The 21,017-nt window shown below is 39.5% G+C and carries 21 protein-coding genes; 14 read left to right on the top strand and 7 right to left on the bottom strand.

Annotated features, from left to right (window positions below):
- Nucleotides 1-130: 130 nt before the first annotated feature.
- The 3 genes from C7B62_RS08990 to C7B62_RS08980 are packed head-to-tail and all read right to left on the bottom strand — an operon-like array spanning nt 131 to nt 3,834.
- Entirely contained in the window at nt 131-1,507 is a 1,377-nt protein-coding gene (locus tag C7B62_RS08990; RefSeq protein ID WP_106234979.1) for a CHAT domain-containing protein, read from the bottom strand.
- Between the two features lie 59 nt (nt 1,508-1,566).
- Nucleotides 1,567-2,892, bottom strand: coding sequence for a guanitoxin biosynthesis MATE family efflux transporter GntT (gene gntT / locus C7B62_RS08985; protein ID WP_199194118.1), 1,326 nt, complete (start codon nt 2,890-2,892; stop codon nt 1,567-1,569).
- A 42-nt stretch (nt 2,893-2,934) separates the two neighbouring features.
- Complete coding sequence (locus C7B62_RS08980) at nt 2,935-3,834, bottom strand: AEC family transporter (RefSeq protein WP_106234977.1); 900 nt, start codon at nt 3,832-3,834, stop codon at nt 2,935-2,937.
- Nucleotides 3,835-4,030: 196 nt separating this feature from the next.
- Here C7B62_RS08980 and C7B62_RS08975 point away from each other — a divergent pair, with 196 nt between their 5' ends.
- Nucleotides 4,031-4,717, top strand: a complete 687-nt coding sequence (locus C7B62_RS08975; RefSeq protein ID WP_106234975.1) for a PHP domain-containing protein — start codon at nt 4,031-4,033, stop codon at nt 4,715-4,717.
- 352 nt (nt 4,718-5,069) lie between these two features.
- Here C7B62_RS08975 and C7B62_RS08970 read toward each other — a convergent pair whose 3' ends face one another.
- A complete protein-coding gene (locus C7B62_RS08970; protein WP_106234972.1) occupies nt 5,070-5,834 on the bottom strand; it encodes a PD-(D/E)XK nuclease family protein in 765 nt (254 codons plus the stop codon).
- Nucleotides 5,835-5,907: 73 nt separating this feature from the next.
- On the opposite strand from C7B62_RS08970, the gene C7B62_RS08965 reads away from it, so the two are divergent.
- From C7B62_RS08965 to C7B62_RS08930, 8 genes are all read left to right on the top strand, one after another.
- The gene (locus tag C7B62_RS08965; protein WP_106234970.1) at nt 5,908-6,684 is read left to right on the top strand and encodes a DUF1350 family protein; all 777 of its coding nucleotides are present in this window, start codon (nt 5,908-5,910) and stop codon (nt 6,682-6,684) included.
- A 271-nt stretch (nt 6,685-6,955) separates the two neighbouring features.
- Nucleotides 6,956-7,810 carry a glucose-1-phosphate cytidylyltransferase gene (rfbF, locus tag C7B62_RS08960; RefSeq protein WP_106234967.1) on the top strand — a complete coding sequence of 285 codons (855 nt, stop codon included), beginning with the start codon at nt 6,956-6,958 and terminating at the stop codon, nt 7,808-7,810.
- On the top strand, nt 7,788-8,780 hold the full coding sequence (locus tag C7B62_RS08955; RefSeq protein ID WP_233219883.1) for an NAD(P)-dependent oxidoreductase: 993 nt from the start codon (nt 7,788-7,790) through the stop codon (nt 8,778-8,780). Before rfbF ends, C7B62_RS08955 begins: the two co-directional genes overlap by 23 nt.
- A gap of 153 nt (nt 8,781-8,933) precedes the next feature.
- Entirely contained in the window at nt 8,934-10,163 is a 1,230-nt protein-coding gene (locus C7B62_RS08950; protein ID WP_106234965.1) for a class I SAM-dependent methyltransferase, read from the top strand.
- Nucleotides 10,164-10,309: 146 nt separating this feature from the next.
- Complete coding sequence (locus C7B62_RS08945; protein WP_106234962.1) at nt 10,310-11,536, top strand: class I SAM-dependent methyltransferase; 1,227 nt, start codon at nt 10,310-10,312, stop codon at nt 11,534-11,536.
- Between the two features lie 118 nt (nt 11,537-11,654).
- Nucleotides 11,655-12,845 carry an L-2-hydroxyglutarate oxidase gene (gene lhgO, locus C7B62_RS08940; protein WP_106234959.1) on the top strand — a complete coding sequence of 397 codons (1,191 nt, stop codon included), beginning with the start codon at nt 11,655-11,657 and terminating at the stop codon, nt 12,843-12,845.
- Nucleotides 12,846-13,136: 291 nt separating this feature from the next.
- On the top strand, nt 13,137-13,391 hold the full coding sequence (locus C7B62_RS08935) for a type II toxin-antitoxin system Phd/YefM family antitoxin (RefSeq protein WP_106234957.1): 255 nt from the start codon (nt 13,137-13,139) through the stop codon (nt 13,389-13,391).
- Nucleotides 13,384-13,647, top strand: a complete 264-nt coding sequence (locus C7B62_RS08930) for a Txe/YoeB family addiction module toxin (protein WP_106234954.1) — start codon at nt 13,384-13,386, stop codon at nt 13,645-13,647. Before C7B62_RS08935 ends, C7B62_RS08930 begins: the two co-directional genes overlap by 8 nt.
- A 434-nt stretch (nt 13,648-14,081) precedes the next feature.
- Here the strand turns inward: C7B62_RS08930 and C7B62_RS08925 are convergent, their stop codons facing one another.
- Entirely contained in the window at nt 14,082-15,506 is a 1,425-nt protein-coding gene (locus tag C7B62_RS08925; RefSeq protein WP_106234952.1) for a carotenoid oxygenase family protein, read from the bottom strand.
- Nucleotides 15,507-15,653: 147 nt separating this feature from the next.
- On the opposite strand from C7B62_RS08925, the gene nuoH reads away from it, so the two are divergent.
- The 5 genes from nuoH (at nt 15,654) to C7B62_RS08900 (ending at nt 19,078) form a co-directional block, all read left to right on the top strand.
- Nucleotides 15,654-16,772, top strand: a complete 1,119-nt coding sequence (gene nuoH / locus C7B62_RS08920; protein WP_106234949.1) for an NADH-quinone oxidoreductase subunit NuoH — start codon at nt 15,654-15,656, stop codon at nt 16,770-16,772.
- A 48-nt stretch (nt 16,773-16,820) separates the two neighbouring features.
- Nucleotides 16,821-17,438 (top strand): NAD(P)H-quinone oxidoreductase subunit I, encoded by a 618-nt coding sequence (gene ndhI, locus C7B62_RS08915; protein WP_106234947.1) that lies wholly within the window; start codon nt 16,821-16,823, stop codon nt 17,436-17,438.
- A gap of 42 nt (nt 17,439-17,480) precedes the next feature.
- Entirely contained in the window at nt 17,481-18,092 is a 612-nt protein-coding gene (locus C7B62_RS08910) for an NADH-quinone oxidoreductase subunit J (protein ID WP_106234944.1), read from the top strand.
- Nucleotides 18,093-18,142: 50 nt separating this feature from the next.
- Complete coding sequence (gene nuoK, locus C7B62_RS08905; RefSeq protein WP_106234941.1) at nt 18,143-18,448, top strand: NADH-quinone oxidoreductase subunit NuoK; 306 nt, start codon at nt 18,143-18,145, stop codon at nt 18,446-18,448.
- Nucleotides 18,449-18,607: 159 nt separating this feature from the next.
- Nucleotides 18,608-19,078 (top strand): hypothetical protein, encoded by a 471-nt coding sequence (locus C7B62_RS08900; protein ID WP_106234939.1) that lies wholly within the window; start codon nt 18,608-18,610, stop codon nt 19,076-19,078.
- Nucleotides 19,079-19,214: 136 nt separating this feature from the next.
- Here the strand turns inward: C7B62_RS08900 and C7B62_RS08895 are convergent, their stop codons facing one another.
- Both C7B62_RS08895 and C7B62_RS08890 read right to left on the bottom strand, forming a co-directional pair.
- Nucleotides 19,215-19,628, bottom strand: a complete 414-nt coding sequence (locus C7B62_RS08895; protein ID WP_106234936.1) for a DoxX family protein — start codon at nt 19,626-19,628, stop codon at nt 19,215-19,217.
- Between the two features lie 47 nt (nt 19,629-19,675).
- Nucleotides 19,676-20,998, bottom strand: a complete 1,323-nt coding sequence (locus tag C7B62_RS08890) for an NAD(P)/FAD-dependent oxidoreductase (RefSeq protein WP_106234934.1) — start codon at nt 20,996-20,998, stop codon at nt 19,676-19,678.
- Nucleotides 20,999-21,017 lie beyond the last annotated feature (19 nt).

Here is a 21,017-nt window from a genome sequence, read left to right as displayed (position 1 = left end):
TAGGTTAAAGGGCAAGGGGAAAAAGGGAAAGGGTTTAATCTTTTAACCTTTTAACCTTTTCCCCAACATAACCAATTAATCAAAAGGCTTAGAGCTTACTAAGTCCTCGCAGGAGGATAGCTAAAAATCTCTACCAAGGATTACCGATCAGAGTAAATCCCGCCCAATAATAGGGATGAGAGAAGTCTTGAGTTCGATCTTTTGAGATTATGTCTGTCAGATCAACTTTGAAGTCTAATCCTTGAATTTGAGCATTTTTAACAAAAATTTTCCGTTGCAGCAAATTAACTTGGGCTTGTCTTAATGCTGCTGATTTACTAGGAGTAGATTTTAACTGCTGATAAAAGTCACTCATCAGTACAACTGTTCCCATGTCATCAATTGACCAAAGACTGGCTAAAGCAGATTTCACCCCTGCCTGCATTGCTAACCCTGCAAAACCATACTCCGCATCTTCATCTCCTAAAGCAGTTTGGCAAGCACTCAAAACCAATAAATCAACTAGGGGTAAATTTAAATTTAACTCGTTAATTTGAGCTAAACTTAAACGGCGATCGCTAAACTGAATAAAAGAATCTTCAGGAGAGCCAGGGTTAAACTCAGAGTGGGAAGCGATGTGAATAATATCAAAGCCTTCTCTTTGATGAACATCTTGCAGATTGGTCACCGTAAAATCTTGATCGGTTATTTTGCGTCCCGACCACAACTTTGGCACAATAGTTTCTAGCTCAATTGCTACTCCAGGCAGTGACGGCAAATTGTTGAACTTAGATGTTCCCATTGCCAAAACCTGCCGATCTGACTGAGCATTATAGCTAGTATCTGTGAGGGTAAAGGCAGGAATAAGAGCCAAGCTGTATTTTTCGACAATAAACTTATCTCCATCATGTAGCGCTGCAAAGGGAAGAGAACGCAGTTTAGGCCCAGTGCAAAGCAATAATGTGTCGATGTTCTCGGCTTCTAAATAAGGTTCGAGAGGTTTAAAGATCCAATTGTAAATTAATCTAGCGGGAGGATAATATTTGAGAGAGTCGCGATCGCCAATTGCCATTCCTAATTCATCAATCCTCTTGGTCAATCTCTCGCGGTTTGCACCAGGAATTTTTTTAACTACAAACTGTGCATCTGGAGTAACTAAAATTAATTCTAAAAAATCATCTGCTGGCATCGCCCAAATAACCGCAGGATTAATCTTAGTCTTCTCTTGAACTGCTCGCAAACGCTCGGCAATTTGATTGACAGAACTAGACTGATGAGCAAAATCGCGGTCAAAGTATCTTTCGTAACTGTTTTCCCATTTCGACTCCAACTTGCTAACTAAATCAGAAAATTGCTCCAAATCTACTAATTCTGGTTCTGCTACAGAAACTAATTGCGATGATGCAGCTTGAGATTTAAGCCCATAGGTTTGGGTGAAAACAATCGAAACTGCTATTAATCCAGAAATTAAACCATATAACCAATGACGATCTAGCCAACTAATACTCTTCAATATTTTGCCTAACATAGCACTTCTCGCGTCAATATTATTGAGTTTTATTGATCTAGCTTACAAGTAGTAGTAGCTTAATAATTAATTTTCCACCCTAGAGTAATACTTCGAGTTGCCATAAATAAAGCTAAAGCCAGCCAGAGTAGGTGATTCATTTGCCAATACCAAGCAGCGGTCGCCATTGGAGCAAAACCAATGAGCGCAGCAATTAAGGTGGACTGGCGTAATATCTTTCCAGCGGTTAAGCCTAAAAAATAGCCATCGAGCATGTAGGCAATCGAACCAAAGCCCAACACAGGAAATAACCACCAAAGATAGCTCCCAATGTGCTGAATTACTTTAGGGTGACTAGTTAACAAACCAAATAAAGGCAGTGGGAAAAAGCTAAACATAGCAGCAAAACCCAAGCCAGACATTAAGCTCACACTTCCCGCTAATTGCAGTAAAGGCAGCAGTTGCCCTTTCGCCCCCTGTCCGTGCAGATTACCCGCCATACTTTCGGTGGCGAAGGCAATCCCGTCAATAAAATAGGCTGCCAGAGTTACCACCTGCAACAATAAAGTATTCCCAGCTAAAGTCGTCGTCCCCATCATCGCACTGAGGTTAGTAAATAAGGCAAAAGTAGATACTAGCGCCAAAGTACGGATTAAAATATCTTTATTTAGAGAAAAAGCAGCTTTGAAGGCGGATATTTCCCAAATTTGCCCAATCAATTGTCTAAGCGATCGCTGTTCCTGCCTAGATATTTCCCTAAGTTGACGATCTGCCAAAATTAAGCCAACAATTAGAGTGATTAACTGACTCAGGGCCGTGGCAGCCCCCGCCCCTCCACTCTCCTGTCCCCAGCGCACCACAAACAAATAATCTAAAATAATATTTGCGCCATTATTAATCAAAGAAATTAGGAACACTCCTTGCTTTTGTTCTCGTCCCAAAAACCAACCCAACAAGACAAAGTTGAGCAAAGTGGCAGGCGCACCCCAAATTAAGGCATTATAGTAAGCTTTTCCTGCCTGAAGTACTTCAGGATCGGCTTGTAGTAAGACAAAACCAATTTCTCTTAAGGGTTGCTGTAGCAAAAGAATAATTATGCCAATGACTAAAGCGATCGCACTATTACGTAATAAAGTAAGTATCTCAACTTCACGATCTCCTCGACCTCTAGCTTGGGCGGTTAATCCTGTCGTCCCCATGCGGAGAAACCCAAACGTCCAATAAATATAATTAAACAACACTGTGGCGATCGCCACTCCCGCTAAATGCTTAATTTCCGTCAAATGACCCAAAAATGCCATATCAACTAGACTAGCCATTGGCACCATGAGATTAGAAATCACGTTGACGATTGCTAATTGCCAAAAACGTCTTTGGCGATCGAGTGCCGAAGAATAATGATTCAAAACTTTTTTCCAATTACTTCTGGTACATGAATAAACTAAGAACTAAGAATTAAGAGCTAGCAAAAACGACAATAAAATCGGCAGAGTAATAAAGCTCAATAAAGTAGAAGTAACAATTGCCCTGGCGACCAAATCTTGATCTCCTCCAAATTCACTAACAATCACAAAAGAACTAACCGCAGTGGGCATTCCACTTTCCAAAACCAGGATTTGTAAGTTGAGGGTTTCTAACTGAAGTAGCCTGCCAATTATATAGGCAATCATCGGCGCACCAAGCAAACGAGCGATCGCTAAAATAATTTCTTTAATCTCTGGTCGAAATCGAGTCTGGGATAGTTGAATTCCTAACAAAATCAAAGCAATGGGGATATCTGCTGCGCCTAACTGCTGAATCCCTTTATCTAATCCCCAAGGGATTTTTAGTGCTGTGAAATGAAGGCTTAAACCCAATAAAAATGCCCACAACAGAGGTAGCCTCAGAGTTAGCTTAAAGCCTTCAGTGATCCCCTTTCCCTGAAGCATCGCTGGTCCAAAGCAAAACATCAAAAAAGCAGAACCGAGCATATAAATAATTGCCCGATCCAATCCTGCTGTACCGAAAGCAAAAGTGGCGACGGGTAAACCCATGTTGCCATTATTGGGAAACATTACCACGGCGGTAATAGCTCGGCTTAAAGGATCACGAAGGCTTAAGAGACGATTTACGGCGGTGACAATCCCGTAGATACCCATAGATGTTAAGGCAAAGCCAATCAATAGTTTAGCGGAGCTATCTAAAGACAACTCAGTACGATATAAACTATTAATCACTAAGGCGGGAGATAAAACGTAAAGGGATAACTGAGAAAGGGTTGAACGTTGAAGAGGAATAGTACGACCGACAACAAAGCCAATCAAGATAATCAAGCCCACAGGGAGGACAGCAGGTAGCAAAGTCGTCATCTAAAAATTATTAGCTAATTTTATATATTTTATTGGGAATCTATCTATTTTTTTGAGCGTCTTGAAAACATATCTGTCAAAAGATTTGACAATTTCTTAGTGGTTATTTCCTAGTTCAAGCTCTCCCAAGGGGTCTTTTATTTTGCTATGGTATTTGTAACAATTAGAAACATTTCTCTGTTACTCCTTGACGCTTATGGTTGTTACATATCCTCTTAAACCCACAGCACAGGATACTGGATACTTAAAAAGTGTCTGGGAAACGATTGATGCTGCTAGTTGCCCTCTCTCCTACAACTTTCATTTACATACTATTGCTTCTGACGGTAAGCTCACACCAGTAGAATTAATAGAGCAAGCGATCGCGATCGGATTAAAAGGTTTGGCGATTACGGATCACCATTCTGTAGCTGGCTTCAAAGAAGCCGAATCGTATCTTGCCACTATTAGTTTAGAGCAAAAAAACTTACCCCAGCTATGGACAGGTACAGAAATTACTTCTCAACTATTGGAAGTAGAAGTACATATTTTAGGTTATGGATTCAATCCTGAGCATTCAGCTATTAGCTCATATCTGCAAGGAGATAGACCTCAAGAGAAAGCTGCTCAAGCTGAACGAGTGATTGAGAGCATTCATCAGGCTGGTGGATTAGCGGTTTTAGCTCATCCAGAACGCTATCGTCGCTCGGCGAGCCAGTTAATTCCTGCTGCTGCCCAATTAAATATTGATGGTGTAGAAACTTATTACGCTTATAATAACCCTCAAGTTTGGCAACCTAGCCCTGGAAAAACCGAACTAGTTCAGGCTTTAGCAACAACCCATCACCTTTATAGTACCTGCGGAACTGATACTCACGGACTTAATATTCTCCAGAGACTTTAGAGAAGAAATTTAGGAGACAATTTTGACCATAGCAGTTAGAAGCATATGTTATAGATTACATTCATTCAGAAAGAGAAACAGCGATGAGTAGATGAAGGCTTAAGTAAAGACACCATTTTGTTAACCTAAGACCCTGATTATATCTAACTTGCTACTGCGATGCAAAGCGATACGGCGCGTTTTCTGTGGGAAGCTTACCATAGAAAAGCTGGCTAGCCCTAAAGGGCTACTTGTTACTTGTTACTTAAGCGAAGCGGTATTAGGCTTCGCCTACCCGAAGGCGATCGCCTTGAAGGTTAACTAGAGGCATAAGATATTGCCCCAATTGGCAAACTGATGGCAATTAAATCAATTAAATCGATATTTCTTCAATGTCTTCAATGGATTTAAGCATCTTCTGCTGAACATCTGCTGTTACAAAATCTTGATAATAGCGACAGGTGGTTTCACAATCTGGTCGGTGTGGAAAGTCAGCTTGAAACTCCCGATAATTTTGCAACCATGTTGCGAGATTGCTTAATAGAATTGTTAGCTCTTGTTCTGCTTGTTGATGTTCTTGCTGGCTATATTTAATGGTCACATTTTTAGGCTGACCAGATTTGACAAACCAATAAGTCATTTGAACTTGTTCAGGCTTATATTCTGAAGTTTCAACCAAAACATAAAGATAAAGGCGAGTTTGCCAATTTTGCTTGAGCTTTTTTATCCCTATTGGCTGGCGATAAGTTTTCCAATCAAGAATTACTGCCCGATCATTCTCCGCAATTAATAGATCATAGATGACGGTAAACAAAAAATTACCCATGCTTAATGTTCGACAATGTTCTGCTGAACGCCAAACTTGCGGATTTGGTGCTAATTCAGGTGCAGCTTGAATCAAAGCTTTTAACGAGCTATCTAGCTCTGTATCAGTAGCCAATAGAGGTTCGATGGGTAAAGTCAATTCTCTTTGCTGCATCAACAGGTGAAAGCGACTACCCCACTCCATAGTATCTTGTTGTTTGGGTGCGGAAAGAGAACCTAAACAGTCGATGTATACCTGCTGAAATTTAGGTGGACAAATACTCAGGAGATTAAGATGGCTTTGAGATAAGCGAATTAAATCTTGATCGGGCATATAAAAGAGTGCATTTTGCTAAAATCAATTGTAAGTATTACCGAAAACGAAGTTAACTCAAACGGCACATTATATGCAATGGCAAGAAGTATCTGGTAATTGGGTTTATCTTCCTCGCCAGGAAGTCAAAGGTATTGTTCACTTTTTGGGTGGCGCATTTGTGGCTACCGCACCTCAAGTATCCTATCGTTCTATTTTAGAACAACTGAGTCAGGCTGGCTTTGCGATTATTGCTACGCCTTTTCTCAATACGTTCGATCATTTTGCGATCGCTCGTGAAGTCTTAAATCGTTTTGAAACCGTAATTACCAGATTACAAAAAACTAATCAGTTAAGAACAGGTTATCTACCAATATATGGCATCGGACACAGTATGGGCTGCAAGCTGCATCTTCTCATTGGTAGTTTATATGACGTAGAAAGAGCAGGCAATATTCTCATTTCGTTTAATAATTATCCTGCTAGTCGAGCCGTTCCTTTTATGGAACAGTTTAATGTGACTCCTATGCTGAACGTGGAATTTGCCCCTTCTCCCACAGAAACCGAAAAGTTAATTGCCGAACACTATAACGTACGCCGAAACTTGTTACTTAAGTTTACTCAAGATGAATTAGATCAAACAGTAATTTTAAACAGCGTATTGCAAAATCGGTTTCCCAACATGATAACTTTACGTACTTTAATGGGAACTCACTTAACTCCTTTGTCTCAAAATATACAGTGGCAAACAGGCAATTTATTTACACCAATTGATGCGATCGGGCAATGGTTTAATCAAGGAATGTCTCGCAATCTACAGAATTTAAGCCGAGAACTAATTGCTTGGTTAAATCCAATATCAGCTTTCTAAATAGTGCAATTAACTAATTAAATTGATTAGCAAAACTCTCTTCTTATGTGCTTGACATCAATATATTTTTGAATTAACTTTGAATAATATATGTGCGTTTACAACTTTAAATTCATCAAAACTTTATAGTTTAATAGCTTAAGTATATTTACAATTTATTGATATTAAGGCTAGGCTTTAAACGCTAGTAAAATCACTTAGGTGCATTAGCGAAAATATTCAAACGTAATGCAATTATTATATAAGCTCAAAAAAAGGAGCAACAATAAATATGAAAGTAGCATTTCTTGCTGGTGGGTTGGGAACTAGAATTTCCGAGGAAACAGAAAATAAACCCAAGCCAATGGTTGAAATTGGTGGACAGCCAATTTTGTGGCACATCATGATGCATTACTATAAATATGGCTTCAAAGATTTTACAGTTGCCTTGGGTTATAAAGGTGCGGCTATCAAGAAATACATGGTAGACTATTGCGCCCTCAACAGCAACTTAACCGTTGATTTAGGTAGCGGTAAAATTAAAACTCATGGTGGCTATCAACTAGATTGGAACGTAGATTTAATTGATACGGGACTGACAACTAATACTGGGGGGCGGATTAAGCGTCTAGCACCCTATATTGGCAGAGAAACCTTTATGCTAACCTGGGGAGATGGCGTGTCCGATGTCAATCTCCATGAGTTACTAGCGTTTCACCGCGCTCATGGCAAGCTGGCGACCCTGACAGCAGTTCGACCACCCGCACGTTTTGGTCACTTAGATCTAAAAGGAGATCAAATCTCTGAATTTTCTGAGAAGCCTCAAACAAAAGAAGGCTGGATTAATGGTGCTTTCTTTGTCCTAGAGCCTGAAATCTTTGACTACATTGATGGCGATGACACCCAGTGGGAGAAAGGCCCATTAGAAAAACTAGCTAGCGACGGTCAGCTTATGGCATATAAGCACGATGGTTTCTGGCAATGTATGGATACGTTGCGCGATAAAACCCTTTTGGAATCATTATGGGCTAGCGGTAATGCACCTTGGAAAACTTGGGAGAATGAAAAAAATGAGAATACTACTAACTGGTCACAAGGGTTACATCGGAACAATCATGGTTCCAATGCTGATCGAGAAAGGATATGATGTTGTCGGTTTAGACACAGATTTATACGCTAGAAGTACTTTTGGGGAGGGAATAGTTGAAATTCCTGAGCTAGTTAAAGACATTCGTGATGTTGAGCTAGAGGACTTAGCTGGATTTGAAGCAGTCTTGCACTTAGCTGGTCTGTCTAACGACCCATTGGGCAATCTGAATCCTCAACTGACGGAAGAAATTAACTATCTGGCTTCAGTTAAACTAGCAAAACTAGCAAAACTAGCTGGAGTCAGTCGCTTTATTTTTTCTTCTTCCTGTAGTAATTACGGAGCAGGTGGCGATGACTGGTTGAATGAACAGTCAGCCTTTAATCCTGTTACTCCCTATGGAGTTTCCAAAGTTAAAGTAGAGCAAGAAGTAAGTCAGTTAGCCGATGATAACTTTAGTCCAACATTTCTACGTAATGCCACTGCTTATGGCGTATCACCAAGATTACGCTTTGATTTAGTTTTAAACAACTTAGTTGCCTGGGCATTTACTAAAGGTTTAGTCTACATCAAAAGCGATGGTAGTCCTTGGCGACCAATTGTTCATATTGAAGACATTTCTCGTGCCTTTATTGCCGTTTTAGAAGCACCAAGAGAGCTAATTCATAATGAAGCCTTCAACGTTGGTCGTAATGAAGACAACTATCAGATTCGGGAAATAGCAGAAATAGTCAAGGAAACGGTGCCTAACTGTCGCATTGAGTATGCACCTGATGCGGGACCTGACACACGCTGTTATCGTGTAGACTGTAGCAAAATTGCTCGAGTTTTGCCTAGTTTTCAGCCTCAATGGAATACACGCAAGGGAGCAGAAGAACTATATGAAGTGTATCAAAAGGTGGGGCTAACTTTAGATGAATTTGAAGGTAGCAAATATCAAAGAATTGCTCATATTAAGTATCTCATCGGCAATGATCTACTTGATGGAGAGCTGCGTTGGCGTAAAGAACAGTTAGCGACTATCGAATAGCTTCCCTTCCATAGTGGTTAACTTACTTTATAACTTGATAATAATAAGTTAATCATAGATTTAAGCAAAAAAATTAGGGCAATTATAAAGTTGTCCTGATTTTTCTCATCTACCTTTGAGCCTCTTGTTCTTAAGTAATCTCTAATCTTAACTATGAATAATCATCCGCCGAGTTGTCTTTCCTGTGGTAACACAGACCTAAAATCAATTATTTCTTTTGGCTATACTCCCCTTGCCGATAATCTTTTAACTAAAGAACAGTTCGATTCCCCAGAATACACTGCTCCTTTAGATTTAGTATTTTGTCCTGAATGCAGTCTGGTGCAAATTACAGAAATAGTTCCTCCAGAAATTCTCTTCTGTCAAGATTATCCTTATTTCTCATCTGTATCAGTATCCTTATTAAAGCATTTTGGTGATAGCGCTAAAAATTTAATTAAAACCAGAAATTTAGATCAGACTAGCTTAGTGATTGAAGCAGCCAGTAATGACGGTTATATGCTGAAAAACTTTGTCGATGAGAATATTTCTGTGTTGGGAATCGATCCAGCTTCTGGTCCTGTAAATGCAGCCATTGAAAAAGGAGTTAACTCAATCTGTACTTTCTTTGGTCAAGAATTAGCTCAGAAGCTGAAAGATGAAGGCAAGCAAGCGGATGTGTTTTTAGCTAATAATGTTTTGGCTCACGTGCCAGACTTAAATGGTTTTGTAAAGGGAATTTCGTTGTTGTTAAAAGAGACGGGAGTGGCAGTAATTGAAGCTCCTTATCTTGTAGATTTGGTGGAACACTGCGAGTTTGATACAATTTACCATCAACATCTTTGTTATTATTCCGTAACAGCCTTAGATAAGCTGTTTAGAAGACATAATTTATATTTAAACGATATTGAACATACTAAAATCCATGGTGGATCTTTGCGTTTAGATGTCGAACCAAAAGAAGCGGTAAAAGATTCAGTTAAGTCTTTACTAGCAGCAGAACAGGTAGCACAAGTAGACAAAATGACTTACTACGAAGATTTTGCCAGTAAAGTAGCAGATTTCAAACATTCTCTGTTAGATATTCTGTGGGATTTGAAAAAACAAGGCAAAAGAGTTGTGGGCTATGGTGCTGCTGCTAAAGCCACTACTATGCTTAGTTATCTTGGAATTGATAAAACTTTACTGGACTATATCGTAGACTTAAACACTTTTAAGCACGGACGCTATATGAGTGTAAATCATCTACCCATTTTTCCTCCTACTAAGCTGTTAGAAGATCAACCCGATTATGTACTAATTTTGGCCTGGAATTTTGCCGAAGAAATCATGCAGCAGCAACAAGAATATCAACAGGCTGGAGGGAAATTTATTGTTCCTATTCCTAAGCCCAGAATTGTTTGACCACCTAGCTAATTTGCCAACTGATTAAATCTAGCTGATGCAAAAGTTAGAACCTTAAGCTTTGTTGAGAGCAAGTAAGCCTTAACCATAAATCAGAGTGTAATTAGCATTTTTAAAAACTTAAATTTGACCCAGGAGTGTCAGTTATGGTGAGAGATATGATTTCCGATGTAAGTTCTTCAAAAACCAAAACTAAAACAGTTAAACATACATGTCCTAACTGTGGTCATCATGAACTTGAAGTTTTTTACGAAGTTCGAGATGTTCCCGTTCACAGTTGCCTGATGATGTCGGATCAATCAGAAGCGGTTAATTTTCCTAGTGGAGATGTGGTTTTAGGATTTTGCGATCGCTGTGGTTTTATTACCAACACCGAATTTGATGCTAAATGGTCATCCTACGCACCAAACTATGAAGATCAGCAAAGCTATTCTCCCACATTTAATAAGTTTTCCCTCAAGCTAGCGAATCACTTGATCGATAAATACGATCTGCATAATAAAGACATTATCGAAATTGGCTGTAGCAAAGGAGATTTCTTACTGCTTCTGTGTGAATTAGGTAATAACCGTGGAGTGGGTATTGACCCTAGCGTCGTACCTGGAAGAGTAGAAAGTGAAGCAGCAGACCGCGTAACCTTTATTCAAGATTATTATTCTGAAAAGCATTCCGAGTATGTGGGTGACTTTATTTGCTGCCGTCATACCTTAGAGCATGTCCAGCCTACCTCTGAGTTTATCAAAACAGTGCGTAAGTCCATTGGCGATCGCGATACTGTAGTCGTCTTTGAAATACCAGACAATACCAGAGTTTTAAAAGAGCAAGCTTTTGAAGATATTTACTACGAACACTGTTCTTACTTTAGTCCTGGTACATTAGCCCGTTTATTCTGCGACAGTGGTTTTGAAGTAACAGATCTTTACTGCGATTATGGCGATCAGTATTTATTGATCGAAGCTAAACCTGTTGCTATGCCTTCAGATAAGATTCATCCTTTTGAAGAAAGCGTATCAGATGTCGCTCAAGACGTGCAGCTATTTACAGAGAAGATTACAGGCAAACTAGATTATTGGAAAAAGTATTTAGATGATGCTCACGCTAAACAAGAAAAAGTTGTAGTTTGGGGTTCTGGTTCAAAATGTGTAGCGTTTTTAACTACCCTGAAAACCATCGACAAAATTCAATATGCTGTCGATATTAACCCCCATCGTCACGGCAAATATATTCCTGGGGTGGGCAAAGAGATCATGTCACCTGAATTTCTCAAAACCTATCAACCAGATAAGGTGATTGTGATGAATGCCATTTATACCCAAGAAATTAGCGAAATGCTGAAAAACATGGGTGTATCAACTGAAGTAGTGGCACTTTAACAGGATCTAGAGATCAATAATGAGGGATGAGGAGGAATTAATCTTCATCCCTTATTTCGTGTTTTGTTTAAAGCTTGAATTGATTGAACGTAGCTTAATTATTAATACTTAGTCATATATGTATAACTATACTATCATCGGTGGTGGAATTGTTGGGTTGTCTACGGCAATGGCGCTAAGTCAGCGGTTTCCTGCTGCTAAGATAGCTTTATTAGAAAAAGAAGCATCATGGGCTGCTCATCAGACAGGACACAATAGTGGTGTAATTCATTCGGGTATCTATTACAAACCAGGAAGTTATAAAGCCAAACTTTGCCGTGATGGTAATCGCTCAATGGTAGATTTTTGCGTTCAACACAATATCGATCATAAAATATGTGGCAAAGTTATCGTGGCGACAGAAGAGCATGAATTACCTCTGTTAGATAATCTCTACGACAGGGGACTAGCTAATGAGCTTGAGATTAAAAAGATCACTAAAGAGCAAGTACAAGAAATTGAGCCTCATGTTAATTGTTTAGCTGGAATTAGAGTCAAATCTACAGGAATTGTTGACTATAAACAAGTTTGTTTGAAATATGCTGAAATTGCTCAAAAACAGGGTGTAGATTTATACAACAATACCTGTGTCCAGGATCTTGTAGCAATGACAGACGGTTATGTAATTAAGACCAATCAAGAAGAATATCAAACAGAATTTTTAATTAACTGTGGAGGGTTATATAGCGATCGCTTGACGGAATTAGCCAAAGCCAAAGCTCCCGCCAAAATTGTGCCTTTCCGTGGCGAATATTACGAGTTAACTCCTGAAAAAAAATATTTGGTCAATGGGGCAATTTATCCCGTTCCAAATCCTAACTTTCCCTTTTTAGGAGTCCATTTTACCCCTGGAATTGATGGTAGTGTCCATGCCGGGCCTAATGCAGTATTAGGCTTTAAACGAGAGGCTTATAATAAATTCGATTTCGATCTAAAAGACTTTTTGGATACTATGACCTATCCTGGGTTTTGGAAGCTGGCAGGGAAATTTTATAGCGAAGGAATCCAGGAGATGATTCGCTCCTACAGCAAGACTATTTTTGTCCGTAGTTTACAAAGATTAATTCCTGAAGTGCAAGCCCAAGATGTAGTACCTACCCCCGCAGGAGTGCGAGCGCAGGCTTTAAAAAGTGATGGCTCAATGGTAGACGATTTTCTGTTTATCAGTCGCGATCGCGCCCTCCATGTTTGTAATGCTCCATCCCCCGCTGCTACTGCTTCGATTGAAATCGGTAAACAAATTGTGGCGCAAGTACCTGATATTATTTAATTTGAAGTTTTTTATAATTGCAAAAATGATCTAAAATCAAATTCAAAATTATTTTTTAAATGCACTAGTAATTCATCTATATATATGCTTAAGGAAGTAATAGAAATGCTATTAGAGAATGAAGATATAACCTTTAAAACCGAGTTTGTCGGTACTCAACAAATGATCGAGGAGTTGAATATTATTAGTTGTCATTTGTAGGTTTACCTCAAAATTATTTTGTCAAAAAGGCTATTGAGTAATTAACAATAATTCAGTATACTTGTACAAGTACTAAGACAGGTTTAAGTGATGAAAATAGTAACCTTTACTGAAGCAAGGAACAAGCTCAAAAATATTTTAGATCGAGTAATTGAAGATGCAGACTATACCGTAATCACTAGGCGAGATGCTGATGATGCCGTGGTCATGTCCCTGGACTATTTTAATAGTTTGCTGGAAACAGTTCATTTACTCAAATCTCCAGCAAATGCTGCTCATTTAGCCAGATCGATCGCCCAATATGAACAGGGACAAGTGACGGAAAAAGATTTGTTGGATGAGTAGTCGGATTTTAGCCTGGACTGATGAAGCCTGGGATAGTTATGTATACTGGCAGAGTCAGGATAAGAAGAAATTAAAGAGAATTAACAAACTAATTAAAGCTGCAAAAAGCACACCCTTTACAGGCATTGGAAAACCCGAACCTTTAAAAGAAAATCTATCGGGTTTATGGTCGCGTCGCATAGACGATACAAATCGTCTTGTGTATGCAGTCAGCGATCGCTACCTAACTATTATCTCTTGTCGATTTCATTATTAATCAAAGACTGCTATTTCTCCCAGAGATCAAGACGGCGATTGGACGTTAACTTATACTTTGCGATCGCGGACGACTAGAAAATTTGATTTTGTTAGATCTAGGCTGTAATCATCTCAGGCTGAGAATTAGGGGAAGTTGGCTCGAAATGCAATTAAAGTATAACGCTGCCCAAAAGAGTCTTTTCGTCCTAACTTAGCTGGATGGGTTCTAATAATTTTCAGCAGAATTTGACGTAATGCTAGTTGCATGATCCGCACTCATCCCCAACATAGATTGAAGGCGATCGCTTTAATCCAATAAATACCGTCAATAGTCTTGAGGACATCAATAGTTAAAGGTCAATCTTTGAATTTCATAGTAAAGCAATGGGCGCAGAGTCAAACGTTCAGTGTAAAGCGAATGCGACGTTATTTTGATGTCTTATCTTCCAGTTATTAACTACTCTTCCAAGTGCCATGGAAACCAGGAGGAATTACAGAAGGTAATGCTAAACGACATACAGGTACTGCTGACAATTGATCGCTTTGATAAATTCTGACTTCGCTACTATCGGTATTACCATCAAATACTACTGTTAACAACCAACCTTGTTCGGGATTGTCTTGACGAGGAACTAAAATTGGTTCAGAAGGATAGCAATTTTCCCCTAGATCGGCGATCGCAATTGTACCAGTTTCTCGATCAAAGCAAGCGATCGCCTGGAATAATTCTGACCCATGAGTTACACCATCGCGATGTACATTTAAATAGGTATAACGCCAATTCTGTCCTACTTTGGCAGGAGAGACTAAAGGAAATTCATTACAAGCATTTAATATTGGCTGGTTACTAATTACTTTTGCTGTTTGTGGATCGATAACAAGTGACCACAAAGTTCCTGGCGCTTTAGTTTCGCTGTAGCCAGAAGCGACTTCTTTTAAATACTGATTGGTAGCAAAATTTTCATAGCGAGTAAATTCAGTCACAATATTACCGTCTTGATCGACATAACCATTAACAAAATGCCATTGAAACCAAGGATCGGTTTTACCACGACTAACTAAAGATAAGTCATCGCGATCAAAAATTAGAATTTCTGTACCTAATTCTGGTTTCCATTCGAGGGAGTCACTGTAGCTTTTTTGTCCGAACATTACAGGGGGAATACTAACTCTTACTGGAGAAACCAAAAAGATTAAATATTGCCCTGCAAAACAAAAGTCATGAATCAAAGGTAATCCCACCAGCGGAAAAGAATTCTGCTGTTCTAACTCCCCTGTAGGAGCGCAACGGTATAGATTTAGGACAGTATTTGCGCCACTGCTAACCCCGAAATTAAAAATATTCCCCGTCATGGGGTCAACTTTTGGATGGGCGGAAAAAGGTTGCTTGTCTGTAAGAGCAGATAGCGGATCAATACCAATAGTTGCCAAAGTCTCTAAATCTAAAGCATGAGGCTTTCCCCCTTCCCAAAGAGCAAGCAAACGGTCGCTTAAAGCCAAAACCGAAGTATTAGCCGCGTTTTTAATCGGTTTAAACCAATTGTTCCAAAATGCTCCCGCAGCAGTCATACCGTAGTTAGGATAAATATAGGCATCTGCCGACTGTTCATCTAGATATCCCTGAGTCTGTACGTAGCGATAGACCCCAGTTGCCCCTGTATCCGTAAAATGAACCCCTAAAATAGCACCATCGCCATCAAACCAATGTCCTACTCGTTTACCGCCTCTAGACAACCTAGCAGGGCCATTACGATAGAGTGAGCCACGTAAATCTGCGGGTATTGCACCAGAAATAACTAATAGCGGTGTTAAATCAAATTCTGGCGCGGGTCGGGCGATCGCGTTTGACCAGGTTTTCTGTTTAGATGTAGTTATCATCAGACTCTTAATTAAGTTTTATAACTAATTCAAAATTTAGGGAACAGCGGACAACGATATACTAGCAATGATAAGGAATAGAAAATTGTCTAAACTCTAGCTATAGTCTGAGATTAGCTTAATCCAAATCCAATACGATATACAAATATGAATTCAGGAATTGACTTACAAGGAACTTTTGTTCAAACTCTTCAGGATTTTGGACTTCCCTTTGGTTTAGCTAAAGCAATTTGGCTACCTCTGCCAATGTTGTTAATGATTATTGGCGCAACCGTGGGAGTTTTGGTAGTAGTTTGGCTAGAGCGAAAAATCTCGGCTGCCGCTCAACAGCGCATCGGTCCAGAATATGCAGGACCGTTAGGGGTATTACAGCCCGTGGCTGATGGGATCAAACTAGTTTTTAAAGAAGACGTTATTCCAGCTAAAGCAGATCCTTGGTTATTTACTCTTGGCCCTGTCCTAGTGGTCATCCCCGTATTTTTGTCCTATCTCATCGTACCCTTTGGACAAAACTTAGTAGTGACAGATTTAAACGTAGGGATCTTTATCTGGATTTCACTATCTAGCATTGCCCCAATTGGGCTATTAATGTCGGGTTATGCTTCTAATAATAAGTACGCTTTATTAGGAGGATTGAGAGCCGCAGCCCAATCCATTAGTTATGAGATTCCCTTAGCTTTATCCGTGTTGGCGATCGTGATGATGTCTAATAGTCTTAGTACCATCGATATTGTCGAGCAACAGTCAGGCTATGGGATTTTGGGCTGGAATATTTGGCGACAACCCGTGGGTTTTATTATTTTTTGGATTGCAGCCTTAGCTGAATGTGAACGTCTCCCCTTCGATTTGCCTGAAGCAGAAGAAGAACTAGTTGCAGGTTATCAGACAGAGTATGCAGGGATGAAATTTGCTCTTTTCTATCTAGGTTCTTATGTAAACTTAGTCTTATCGGCATTAGTTTTTGCCGTTCTCTATCTCGGTGGGTGGGAATTCTTTATTCCTTTAGATCGTCTAGCAGACTGGATTGGCGTTGCCGACACTACTCCCTGGCTACAGGTATTGACTGCTTCATTAGGCATCATTATGACTTTGGTTAAAGCATACTTCCTAGTATTTATCGCCGTCTTATTGCGTTGGACTGTACCCCGTGTGCGGATCGACCAATTGTTAGACTTAGGCTGGAAATTTCTCTTACCAATTTCTCTCGCCAACCTACTGATTACTGCTGCTTTGAAAATATCTTTTCCCGTAGCTTTTGGTGGCTAATTAAAGCAAAAAGTATTTAACTTACAAAATAAAGCAAGAGCGAACATCATGTTTAATATCCTCAAACAAGTGCAAGACTATGCCCAAGAAAGTTGGCAGGCTGCTAAATATATTGGTCAAGGTCTTTCCGTTACCTTCGATCACATGTCTCGTCGTCCTGTCACCGTTCAATATCCTTACGAAAAACTAGTTCCTTCCGAACGCTATCGAGGTAGAATTCACTATGAATTTGATAAGTGTATTTCCTGTGAAGTCTGTGTTCGCGTCTGTCCGATTAACCTCCCTGTAGTTGATTGGGAATTTGACAAGGTAGCCAAAAAGAAAAAGCTTAACCATTACAGTATTGATTTTGGGGTCTGCATCTTTTGTGGTAATTGCGTCGAATATTGTCCCACCAACTGTCTTTCCATGACCGAGGAATATGAATTAGCCTCCTATGATCGTCATGAGCTTAATTACGATAACGTAGCTTTAGGACGCTTACCTTACAAGGTAACTCAAGATCCAATGGTAACTCCTCTCAAAGAGTTCGCTTACCTACCCAAAGGCGAAGTAGAACCTCATGGTTTACCCAAAGGAACTCAACGCGCCGGCAAACGCCCAGAGGAAATTCTCGCAGAAATTGAAGCTGCTAAACCAAAAGAAGAAACAGCAACAGAAGGATAGACAAACATTTTTAATTGACTAACTTAGCAAGAGGAGAAAAGAGTGAATTTAGCTGAAGGGGTACAGATAGTTTCTTTGGTAATTTTGGGTTTAATGATGATTGGAACAGCCTTGGGAGTTGTCCTACTCCCAAAAATTGTCCATTCTGCTTTTTTACTAGCAGGAGTGTTTATTAGTATTGCTGGTTTATATATCCTGCTCAATGCCGACTTTGTTGCAGCGGCCCAAATTCTGGTATATGTCGGTGCGGTTAACGTATTAATTTTGTTCGCAATCATGTTGGTTAATAAGCAAGAAGATTATGTTGAACTTCCTGGGCGGATCATACGCAAAGCAGCAACTGCCCTAGTCTGCTTTGGACTGTTTGCCCTATTAGGAACAATGGTCTTAGCAACTCCTTGGTCACTTGATACTGTCTCTGTTCCCGTGGAAAACACAGTTGTAGCTCTAGGTGAACATTTCTTCAGCGATTATCTATTGCCGTTTGAACTGGCTTCAGTATTGCTCTTGATGGCGATGGTAGGAGCAATTATCTTGGCACGTCGTGATTTAATTCCTGAATCCTTAGTTACTGACGATACGATTAGCACTAAGCTAACTTTACCCGAACGCCCTCGCGAGTTTGCTACTTTGAGTGGTGATAGTGATAAGTAGAATTAGTATTAGTTAATTAGATAGCAAATAAATAAGGAGAGATAAATACAGTGCAGTTAGAATATTTTTTGTTGCTTGCAGCAGCATTATTCTGTATCGGAATTTATGGTTTAATTACTAGCCGTAATGCAGTACGAGTTTTGATGTCCATTGAGTTGATGCTCAATGCGGTCAACCTAAATCTGGCAGGATTCTCTAATTATTTAGATCCAGAAAATATTAGAGGTCAGGTATTTACCGTATTTGTAATTACTGTAGCAGCAGCAGAAGCAGCGGTTGGTTTGGCAATTGTGTTAGCTATTTATCGTAACCGCAACACGATCGATATGGAGCAGTTTAATTTATTGAAGTGGTAGCAAATTAAAAGCAACAGTAACTACAAAAGCCGAGTTAATCCTCGGCTATTTTTTTTGAGCAAAAAGCGATCGCCAAATCATTTAACTATTGACACCTCCTTGTCATATTTAAGCGTCACAATAAGTATTAAAACTGATAGATGACAATAGAGAAACGAGATGTTTAATTTAAAAACCATTGTGACAACTATAATTGGCACGAGTATTGTAGGTACTGTTGTCGCTTTACCTGTAAAGGCTAATGAAGCTAATTTAGTCAGAGCGAGGGACGCAGAATTAATCTTGAGCCAGATTGATGATCGTAATATTCCATATGACAATGAAACCGATGACGGTTTGAAAAATATGATCGGCTTAACTGGATTAGCCCTTGGTACGGGAGTAGTTGGCTATTATGTGAGAAAGGCATATAAGCCATCTTTTGTTAACTTGTTACCTGGAATAAATAACAGCAGCAATGTTACCTTACTCGCTCGCACTAGTCCTAAGCTACGTCGAGAGTTATTAAGACTGGTTCATAATCAACAGACTGTTAATCGTTTAATGAATAGTACTTCAAATAGCCATCCTGGACGTTCGGCTAACTGGATTGCCGAAAAAGTTATTTACGATCTCAAACGCGATCGCTAAATATCATCAGAGATAAATTAGCTAGTTTGTATTTTATCTAAAATGCCAAATAAGGTTAGGAGGCAAAATAATATCCTTGTACTGTGTTGCCAACGAACAGCAGTTCTAATTAAACTAATTATTTTATAGTTAGTGGTTAGTGGTTGGAGGTTATTTTTTGTTGGTGTTGCGATCTTTGTGTAGAGTTATCGATACTTAATGCGCCAGCACCTGCATAGATAACCATCAATAATCCGCCAATTAGACCGATGTTTTTGAGAAAAGAATTTATTTCATCAGGATTGGCAATGGGATTGTGAAATACTAGGGTGGCAGGAATTAAAAATAAAATTAGCAAGATCGAGCCGATTTTGACTTTATAGCCTAACAGCAAAGAAAAACCGCCAAGTAATTGGAAAGCGATCGTAAAGATTAATAACACATTGGCAATAGGTAAGCCTTGATTTGCCATCATTTCAGCAGTACTGGCAAAACCGAAAATCTTACCAATTCCTGAATGAATAAAGATGATGCAAAGACAAATACGGGCAGCTAAAGGTATGTATTTCATTTTCCAATAAACTCCTATTGATAAGATTAAGATTGTGATTATTGAGATTATGCGCCGTTAACAGGGATTTTGGTAGATTTAGAGGCAATTTGGCGAAGATTACGTTTTCCTGTGAAATAGTTTCTAACCCAGCTTTTAAAAACTATTAAGCGATTGGATAAACCAGGTAGATAATATAAATGAATGCCTAACCACAACAGCCAAGCGAACCAGCCTTTTAAGGGAATTTTGCCAAACAGATAAGCAACCCCTGCGTTGCGAGCAATTATGGCTGCTGTTCCTTTATTAAAGTAATTAAAAGATTTGGGGGGCAATCCTCGAAGTTGTCGTTTAAGATTACCAGCTACTGCTGTTCCCTGCTGTAAAGCTTCTGGTGCAATTCCTAACAGTGGTTTACCGTCTTGTTCTACATATGCCACATCTCCCACCGCATAAACTTCAGGGTAATTTAATAGTTGCAATGTCGAGCTGACGCAGGCTTGATCGCGACGCGGAGCTATATTTTTTAGAAGTTCTTTAGAGCTTTTAGCTGTAGATAAGTTCTCGGAATCGGCAGGAAGATTAGCCTCTACTCCTGCTGTCCAAATAATCGTTGCGGTTTTAACTATTGTCCCGTCGTCTAGTTCTATCGCTCCAGGCATTACCGAATGAACACGAGTAGAGAAGTGAATTTTTACTCCGCGACGGCGTAATTGTTTACCAGTGTAGTCTCCTAAACGCTCTGGAAAATCAGCCAGTAATCTAGTTCCAGAATGAATCAGTATGATTTTAACTTCTCTGGGATCGAGTTGGGGATAGTTATCAACCAAGCTAGTTTGAATTAACTCACTCAAAGCCCCTGCTAATTCTACTCCTGTTGCCCCACCACCAACTATGATAAAAGTGAGTAATTGTTGTCGTTTTTCGTAGTCAGTACAGGTAACAGCACGTTCCAAGTTACCCAAAATGCGATCCCGTAAAGCGATCGCATCATTAAAAGTTCGCAAGGGATAAGTGTATTTCGGTGCGCCATCGACACCGAGAAACTTGGTTTTACTCCCCGTAGCTATTACCAAATAATCATAAATAATATTTTCGCGATCGCTTGTGACAAATTTGCGCTCAAAATCTATTGCTAAAACTTCTGCTTGAAAAAAACGTGTGTTAGCAGCAGAATGCAAGTATTTATGTAAGGGATAGGCGACAGTTTTCGGCGGAATAAAAGCAGTTGCTACTTGATAAAGTAATGGCACAAAAGTATGGTAATTATTGCGATCTATTAATAATATCTCTGCATCAATTCTGGCTAAGTTTTTTACTGCTCTCAATCCTGCAAAACCAGCCCCGATGATGACTATCTTTGGTTTGTGATTAGGTTTATCTTTTAGCATAATTACAATTTCTACTGAC

This window comes from Pleurocapsa sp. CCALA 161, assembly GCF_003003995.1.
Classification (GTDB): domain Bacteria; phylum Cyanobacteriota; class Cyanobacteriia; order Cyanobacteriales; family Xenococcaceae; genus Waterburya.
Note: the sequence above shows the minus strand (reverse complement) of the source record. Positions and strands in the feature narration are given on the sequence as shown.

Excerpts from the sequence above, each read along its gene's own strand:
- C7B62_RS08990 (WP_106234979.1), bottom strand. The coding sequence starts at position 1,507 with ATGTTAGGCAAAATATTGAAGAGTATTAGTTGGCTAGATCGTCATTGG.
- C7B62_RS08980 (WP_106234977.1), bottom strand. The coding sequence starts at position 3,834 with ATGACGACTTTGCTACCTGCTGTCCTCCCTGTGGGCTTGATTATCTTG.
- C7B62_RS08975 (WP_106234975.1), top strand. The coding sequence starts at position 4,031 with ATGGTTGTTACATATCCTCTTAAACCCACAGCACAGGATACTGGATAC.
- C7B62_RS08970 (WP_106234972.1), bottom strand. The coding sequence starts at position 5,834 with ATGCCCGATCAAGATTTAATTCGCTTATCTCAAAGCCATCTTAATCTC.
- C7B62_RS08965 (WP_106234970.1), top strand. The coding sequence starts at position 5,908 with ATGCAATGGCAAGAAGTATCTGGTAATTGGGTTTATCTTCCTCGCCAG.
- rfbF (WP_106234967.1), top strand. The coding sequence starts at position 6,956 with ATGAAAGTAGCATTTCTTGCTGGTGGGTTGGGAACTAGAATTTCCGAG.
- C7B62_RS08955 (WP_233219883.1), top strand. The coding sequence starts at position 7,788 with ATGCTGATCGAGAAAGGATATGATGTTGTCGGTTTAGACACAGATTTA.
- C7B62_RS08950 (WP_106234965.1), top strand. The coding sequence starts at position 8,934 with ATGAATAATCATCCGCCGAGTTGTCTTTCCTGTGGTAACACAGACCTA.
- C7B62_RS08945 (WP_106234962.1), top strand. The coding sequence starts at position 10,310 with ATGGTGAGAGATATGATTTCCGATGTAAGTTCTTCAAAAACCAAAACT.
- lhgO (WP_106234959.1), top strand. The coding sequence starts at position 11,655 with ATGTATAACTATACTATCATCGGTGGTGGAATTGTTGGGTTGTCTACG.
- C7B62_RS08935 (WP_106234957.1), top strand. The coding sequence starts at position 13,137 with ATGAAAATAGTAACCTTTACTGAAGCAAGGAACAAGCTCAAAAATATT.
- C7B62_RS08930 (WP_106234954.1), top strand. The coding sequence starts at position 13,384 with ATGAGTAGTCGGATTTTAGCCTGGACTGATGAAGCCTGGGATAGTTAT.
- C7B62_RS08925 (WP_106234952.1), bottom strand. The coding sequence starts at position 15,506 with ATGATAACTACATCTAAACAGAAAACCTGGTCAAACGCGATCGCCCGA.
- nuoH (WP_106234949.1), top strand. The coding sequence starts at position 15,654 with ATGAATTCAGGAATTGACTTACAAGGAACTTTTGTTCAAACTCTTCAG.
- ndhI (WP_106234947.1), top strand. The coding sequence starts at position 16,821 with ATGTTTAATATCCTCAAACAAGTGCAAGACTATGCCCAAGAAAGTTGG.
- C7B62_RS08900 (WP_106234939.1), top strand. The coding sequence starts at position 18,608 with ATGTTTAATTTAAAAACCATTGTGACAACTATAATTGGCACGAGTATT.
- C7B62_RS08895 (WP_106234936.1), bottom strand. The coding sequence starts at position 19,628 with ATGAAATACATACCTTTAGCTGCCCGTATTTGTCTTTGCATCATCTTT.
- C7B62_RS08890 (WP_106234934.1), bottom strand. The coding sequence starts at position 20,998 with ATGCTAAAAGATAAACCTAATCACAAACCAAAGATAGTCATCATCGGG.